This is a genomic window from Arthrobacter sp. ZGTC131, from assembly GCF_002929275.1.
Lineage (GTDB): Bacteria > Actinomycetota > Actinomycetes > Actinomycetales > Micrococcaceae > Arthrobacter.
Genome location: NZ_PJIK01000022.1, coordinates 40821 through 46820, shown reverse-complemented (window position 1 = coordinate 46820; position 6000 = coordinate 40821). Strand labels below are relative to the sequence as shown.

6 protein-coding genes and 1 pseudogene are annotated in these 6000 nt (G+C 68.0%); 2 read left to right on the top strand and 5 right to left on the bottom strand.

Translation table 11 applies throughout. The features are described 5' to 3' along the window. From CXQ90_RS23080 to CXQ90_RS20000, 4 genes and pseudogenes are all read right to left on the bottom strand, one after another. Window positions 1-158: pseudogene (locus CXQ90_RS23080) on the bottom strand (L-asparagine permease); the annotation flags it as partial. Between the two features lie 118 nt (window positions 159-276). Beyond that, window positions 277-1692 carry an aspartate ammonia-lyase gene (locus CXQ90_RS20010; RefSeq protein ID WP_104141101.1) on the bottom strand — a complete coding sequence of 472 codons (1416 nt, stop codon included), beginning with the start codon at window positions 1690-1692 and terminating at the stop codon, window positions 277-279. A gap of 9 nt (window positions 1693-1701) precedes the next feature. Beyond that, on the bottom strand, window positions 1702-2775 hold the full coding sequence (locus CXQ90_RS20005; protein ID WP_104141100.1) for an asparaginase: 1074 nt from the start codon (window positions 2773-2775) through the stop codon (window positions 1702-1704). A 30-nt stretch (window positions 2776-2805) separates the two neighbouring features. Beyond that, a complete protein-coding gene (locus tag CXQ90_RS20000) occupies window positions 2806-3519 on the bottom strand; it encodes a FadR/GntR family transcriptional regulator (protein ID WP_104141099.1) in 714 nt (237 codons plus the stop codon). Window positions 3520-3695: 176 nt separating this feature from the next. Here CXQ90_RS20000 and CXQ90_RS19995 point away from each other — a divergent pair, with 176 nt between their 5' ends. Further along, window positions 3696-4046 carry a helix-turn-helix transcriptional regulator gene (locus tag CXQ90_RS19995; RefSeq protein WP_104141098.1) on the top strand — a complete coding sequence of 117 codons (351 nt, stop codon included), beginning with the start codon at window positions 3696-3698 and terminating at the stop codon, window positions 4044-4046. Next, a complete protein-coding gene (locus CXQ90_RS19990) occupies window positions 4043-5287 on the top strand; it encodes a type II toxin-antitoxin system HipA family toxin (RefSeq protein WP_104141097.1) in 1245 nt (414 codons plus the stop codon). The genes CXQ90_RS19995 and CXQ90_RS19990 overlap by 4 nt, the downstream gene beginning before the upstream one ends. Before the next feature lie 42 nt (window positions 5288-5329). Here CXQ90_RS19990 and CXQ90_RS19985 read toward each other — a convergent pair whose 3' ends face one another. After that, window positions 5330-5947: a uracil-DNA glycosylase gene (locus tag CXQ90_RS19985; RefSeq protein ID WP_104141096.1), complete on the bottom strand. Its 618-nt coding sequence runs from the start codon at window positions 5945-5947 to the stop codon at window positions 5330-5332. Window positions 5948-6000: the final 53 nt, after the last annotated feature.

Sequence of the window (6000 nt, the reverse complement as noted above, 5' to 3'; positions counted from 1 at the left end):
CCGCCGATGGCGATCATTTGGATCTGCCGCGGTTTCAGGCTCTTGTGGTAGCCCTTGTCCTCCGCGTGAAGGAGGGATTCGGTGGCGTGCGCCTGGGCCGGGACCGTGTGGTCCGTGATGGCCGCCTGGGTCGCGGTGCCCTGTTGGGGATTGGACATGGGGGATCCTTTGGTTTCCGGTTCGGGGGTCCAGCGGTGGTCGCTGGTCGAGCGGTGGTTTCGACAGGCTCAACCAGCAGTGGAGGCTGGTTGAGTTTGTCGAGACCTGGGGCTGTGGCTATTTGCTGAGGTTGGCCAGGCGTTCGGGGCTGAGGAGTTCCTGGAGCTGTTCGGCGGTGAGGAGGCCGTGTTCGAGGACGAGTTCGGCCACGCCCCGGCCGGTGGCGAGGGCTTCCTGGGCGATTGCGGTGGCGGTGGCGTAGCCCAGGTGCGGGTTCAGTGCCGTGACCAGGCCGATGGATTGTTCCACGGTGAGGCGGAGGTGTTCGGTGTTGGCGGTGATGCCGCGGACGCAGCGCGCCGTGAGGGTGCGGCAGGCTGCCTCGAGGTGGGAGATGCTCTTGTGCAGGCTGTGCACGATGATGGGTTCGAAGGCGTTGAGCTGGAGTTGCCCGGCTTCGGCGGCCATGGTGATGGTGACGTCGTTGCCGATGACTTCGTAGGCCACCTGGCTGACCACTTCCGGGATCACCGGGTTGATTTTGCCGGGCATGATGGAGGAGCCGGACTGGACGGCGGGAAGGTTGATCTCGCCGAAGCCGGCGCGCGGGCCGGAGGAGAGCAGGCGGAGGTCGTTGCAGATCTTGGAGAGCTTCACGGCCACGCGCTTGAGCACGCCGGAGAGGTGCACGAACGCGCCCACGTCCTGGGTGGCTTCGATGAGGTCGACGGCGGTGACGAGCGGCAGGCCGGTGATCTCGGCCAGGTGGCGGCAGGCTGCCTCGGCGTACCCGGGAGGGGCGTTCAGGCCGGTGCCGATGGCCGTGGCGCCGAGGTTGATCTCGTGGATCAGCAGGTCCGCCTCGGCCAGCCTGAGCCGGTCCTCGCCGATGGTGATGGCGTAGGTGCCGAACTCCTGGCCGAGGGTCATGGGCACGGCGTCCTGGAGCTGGGTCCGCCCCATCTTCACCACGGTGCGGAACTCCATGGCCTTTTCCGCGAACGCCTCCTCCAGCTCGGCCAGGGAGGACAGCAGTTCCCGCGCGGCGAAGATGGTGCCGAGCTTCACCGCGGTGGGGTAGACGTCGTTGGTGGACTGGCTGAGGTTGACGTGGTCGTTGGGGTGCAGCCGCGCGTAGTCGCCCTTGGGGTGGCCCAGGATTTCCAGGGCCCGGTTGGCGATGACCTCGTTGGCGTTCATGTTCGACGACGTTCCGGCGCCGCCCTGGATGACGTCCACCACGAACTGCTCGCTGAGCCGGCCGTTCATGACGTCGGTGCAGGCCTGCTCGATGGCGGCGGCGCGCTCGGCGTCCAGCAGCCCGAGCTCCAGGTTCGTACGGGCGGCGGCGAGTTTCACGGCGGCGAGGCCGCGGACCAGGTGCATGTTGGAGGACAGCTGCTGGCCGGTGATGGGGAAGTTTTCCACGGCGCGGAGGGTGTGCACCCCCCAGTACGCGGCGGCGGGAACGTCCCGGTCGCCGAGGAGATCGTGCTCGGACCGGACGTCCGGGAGTGTCTGGGTTTCGTTCATGGGCGGTCCTTATTTGGCGTCATTGGCAGGGACAAGGGAGGAAAAATCTGCGGCCTGCAGCAGGCCCACGGGTTTGCCGCCGCCGAGGACGGCGCCGGTGGCGAGGCCCGCCAGCGGGGCGGTGTCGACGTCGAGCCCTTCCAGCGCGCGCACCGTGACGGGCATACGGGCGCGATCGCCGCCGTCGGAAATCTTGAGCGCGATGGCCCGGCCGTCCGGCAGGCCCACCAGCTGGATGCCCTCAAAACCGTCCTTGGCGAGCAGGCCCGGCACGAGGCGCATGAGCTCGGTGACGTCGCGGCCTTCGCCGGCCACCATCTCCGGATGGTTCCGCATGGCATGCGCGACGGCGGCTTCCGGGCTTTCCGGGGCGGACGCGCCGTCCGGAAGTTCCGCGGAGGCGAGTCGGCCGAAGGCCCGGGCCATGCCGGCGAGGGTCAGGGCGAACAGCGGGGTGCCGCAGCCGTCGGTGCTGGTACCGGACGGCTCCTCGCCGGTCAGTTCCGCCACCGTCTGCGCCACGAGCTTCTGCAGCGGGTGCGCGGGGTGGAGGTAGCCCCGAACCGGCCAGCCGTTGATGACGCATGTGGCGGCCATGGCCGCGTGCTTGCCGGAGCAGTTCTGGGTGATCTGGGTGGGAAGACCGCCCTCGCGGAGCCATTCTTCGCGCTCGGGGACGCCGTAGGGGAGGTCAGTGCTGTTTTCCAGGGCCGTGGCAGTGAGCCCGTGCAGCCGCAGGATGCGGAGGGCACCGTCGCGGTGCCCGGCGGCTCCGGAGTGGCTCGCGGCGGTGAGGGCCAGGAGGTCGGCGGGGAGGTCGAGTCCGGCCCGGACCATGGCCACGGCCTGCAGTGGCTTCAGCGACGACCGCGGATAGAACGCCGCCTGCGGCTCCCCGGCGGACAGCAGGGTGCCGCCGTCGGGCGCGGTGGCGATGAGTGAGCCGTAGTGGATGCTTTCCACGAGCCCGTCGCGGGTCTGGACTGCCAGGGCGGCGTGCCGGGGCAGGGCCGTGAAGTCGGGGGCCGCGAGGTCCGGGGCTGTGTGGTCCCGGGCATGGACGGGCAAGGCAGGCGAAAGCATGGAGTCCTTGGGCTGTATCTGGCTGGGCGGTTACTGGCTGAGGATGGAGTCGAGGGCGTCGCCCACGGCGCGAAGGTGTGCGCTCATGGCGGCACTGGCTTCTGCGGCGGATCCCGCTTCGATGGCATTGAGGATGCGCTGGTGTTCGACGTCGGAAGCGTGCTGGCGGTCGGTCACCAGGTTCAGTGTTTCGGACTGGTGGGTCAGGGCGTCACGGATGTCCGCCACGACGCTTTCGAAGACCTTGTTGCCGCTGGCCCGGGCAATCGCGGCATGGAAGGCGGAATCGAGCACCACCCAGGCTTCGGGGTCGGTTTCCACGGACATGGACGCCACCATCGCACGGAGCACGTCCAGGTCCTCGGCGGTCCGGCGATCGGCGGCGAGCCCTGCGGCGGGAACTTCGATGTGCGGCCGGGCCTCGGTCAGGTCACGGGCGGAGAACTGGCCGAGTACGAGGTCGTTGGCCACGTGGTCGGCGACGACGAACGTGCCTCGGCCGGTGCGGGTCACGGTCAGGCCGAGGGCGGTGCAGGACCGGAGGGCCTCGCGGATCACCGAGCGGCTGACGCCGTACTGCTGAGCAAGGGCCGCCTCGGAGCTGAGTTTGGCGCCGACGGCGACGTGTCCGCTTTCGATGTCGCCGCGGATGGCGTTGAAGACAGCCTCGGCGGCGCTGAGGCGGGCAAGCGGAATGGCTCCTCCGCTTTGCTGTCCGGCTGTCCGGCTGTCTGACAGGTTCACCCTTGAAATATGGCACGGATCACAGGGGAGTGTCAACTGGGACGTAGTCGAGGGGCATAGATACTGCAACCAATAGGTACGTTCGTGCCGAAATGCCCTTGCAACCCTCAATTTGCGGGAAATAGAATGGTCCTACGTCAATTTCGGTACGTTCGTGCCTATGAGGGGGTCCACGCATGGCCGCTACTTTCGCCGACCGCGTCGCCGACGAGGTCCGCGGCCGCCGGGCCTCGCTTCGGCTGAGCCAGCAGGACCTCGCTGACATGGCCGGCGTCTCCGAGCGGTTTGTCCGCTTCGTTGAGCAGGGCAAACCGAGCGTGCAGCTGGATTCGCTGCTGGCGGTCCTGGAGACCCTTGGCCTCGAACTCCGGCTCGGCACCCGGTCCCGGGCAGCGGCACGCGCGCTGGTGAGCCAGCCGCCGACGGAGATCTCGTCGGACGCGTCGCTGTCGGACCCGCCGACGGACGTCCCGTCGTCGAAGGTCCCGTCACCGGACGCCGCCTCGGAAAGCAGCGCACGGCCGTGAGGCACCGCATTGCCGACATCTACAAGCGCGGCGTGCTTGCCGCGCGGCTGGAACGGCACGACGGCGGCACGAAGTTCAGTTACCTGCCGGGTTACCTGCAGCAGGGCGGCCCCGCCGTCGCGAGTTCCCTTCCGCTGACCGCCGAGCCCGTGCTGTCCGCGGCCGGCGCCGCCCCGCCGTATTTCACCGGGCTGCTCCCGGAGGGCCGGCGGCTGAACGCGCTGCGCCGGTCCATCAAGACCAGCGCCGACGACGACCTGTCCCTGCTCATCGCCGCGGGCGGGAACCCGGTGGGGGACGTGCAGATCGTGGGGCACGGCGAGCCGCTGGATCCGGAGGAGCACGCCGTGGAGGTCGATCCGCGGAAACCGGTGGACTTCGACGAACTGCTGGGGGACTCGGGCCTGATCGATCCCGTGGCACTGGCGGGCGTTCAGGACAAGCTCTCCGCCGGGATGATCTCCATGCCCGTGGCCAGCGCCGGCCGGCGCTTCATCCTCAAGCTCAACGCGCCGGAGTTCCCGCACGTGGTGGAGAACGAGCTGATCATGTTCCGGTATGCGGCGAAGCTGCGGATTCCGCTGAGCCGGGTTCAGCTGATGCGGGACGTGGCCGGCCGCCCGGGGCTGCTCGTGGAGCGGTTCGACCGGGTGCCGCTGACGGGTCCGCAAGCAGCGGCGCGTGAGCCGGACGCCGTACAGCGACTTGCCGTCGAGGACGGCGCGCAGGTGCTGAAGCTGTACCCGGCCGACAAGTACAACGTGGGGTTCGCGACCGTGTGCACGGCGCTCGCGGAGTACTGCGCGGCGCCGCTTCCGGCCCTGCGGAACCTCGCGATTCAGGTTGCTTTCGCCTGGCTGAGCGGCAACGGAGACCTGCATGCGAAGAACGTGTCCATGGTGCAGCATCCGTCGGGGGAGTGGTCCATCGCGCCCGTGTACGACATCCCCTCCACAGTGGTCTACGGCGACAAAACGCTCGCCCTGACACTGGGGGGCAAGCGGAGCGGCATCTCGCGGAGGCACTTTCTGGGCTGGGCCATGGAGCTCGGGCTCACGGAGCGCGCGGCTGCGCAGGTAGTGGAGCTGGCCTTGAAGGCGGCCGGACCGCTGCTCGCGGACCTGGAGGCGGGCACGGCGTTCGCGTCAGCGCACGACGGCGGCGCCTCGCCTTTCCCGGACATGGTCACCCGGGCGTGGGTCAAGGAACTCAAACACCGGCGGAGGCTGCTGGAAAGGTGAGTGGTCCCGGGAAGCGGTGTTCCGCCGTCGGGGTTTCCGGAACTAAAGGTGCTGGATGCCTGCCCGCTGCATGGCGTCCTTGTAGATGTCGACGCTCTTGGTGAGGAGCTCCTCCTGCTTGGCTTCGGAAACAGCAAAGGCCCGCCCGCCGAGCGCGCTGGCCTTGTAAATCTTTATGCCGCTGTTCTTTAGCGAGGAGTGGTAGGTCTTCTCGAAGAGGGTGAGGAAGCTGGCGGCGTCTGTGCCGTGGGTGATGATGGCCGAGACGCGCTTGTTGATTTTCATGAACTGGCGGAAGGGGCGCAGGCCGTCCGTTTTTTCCTGGACGTTCAGGGCAGACGGCAGGTCCGGATCCCGGACCCAGGGGTACGCGTTCCACGGCATGACGTAGCGCGGGTCCAGTTCGGCGAGCTCGTAGATCTGGGTGGCCCGGCGTGCGGCCTCGTCGTCGTTGAAGTGGGACACGAAGCCGGATTCGGTGCCCTTGCCGGGGCTCACATGGAGGCTGACGATCCTGCATTCGTCCTCGTCATGGACGGGGTCTATGTAGGGGACGGTGGATCCCGGCTTCTTTTCCATGAGTTCGTCGCAAAGCTGCGTCACCGCCGCGATGTTCGGTTCCTGTAGCAGGGCCTTTTTTTCGTCCCAGTCAATCGTCACGATCTCTCCCTCAGCAGCACGGCGTCCAGAATCAGGCGTCTTGTTCCACTGTA

Coding starts and splice junctions, on each gene's coding strand:
- CXQ90_RS20005 (WP_104141100.1), bottom strand. CDS start 2,775: ATGCTTTCGCCTGCCTTGCCCGTCCATGCCCGGGACCACACAGCCCCG.
- CXQ90_RS19995 (WP_104141098.1), top strand. CDS start 3,696: ATGGCCGCTACTTTCGCCGACCGCGTCGCCGACGAGGTCCGCGGCCGC.
- CXQ90_RS20010 (WP_104141101.1), bottom strand. CDS start 1,692: ATGAACGAAACCCAGACACTCCCGGACGTCCGGTCCGAGCACGATCTC.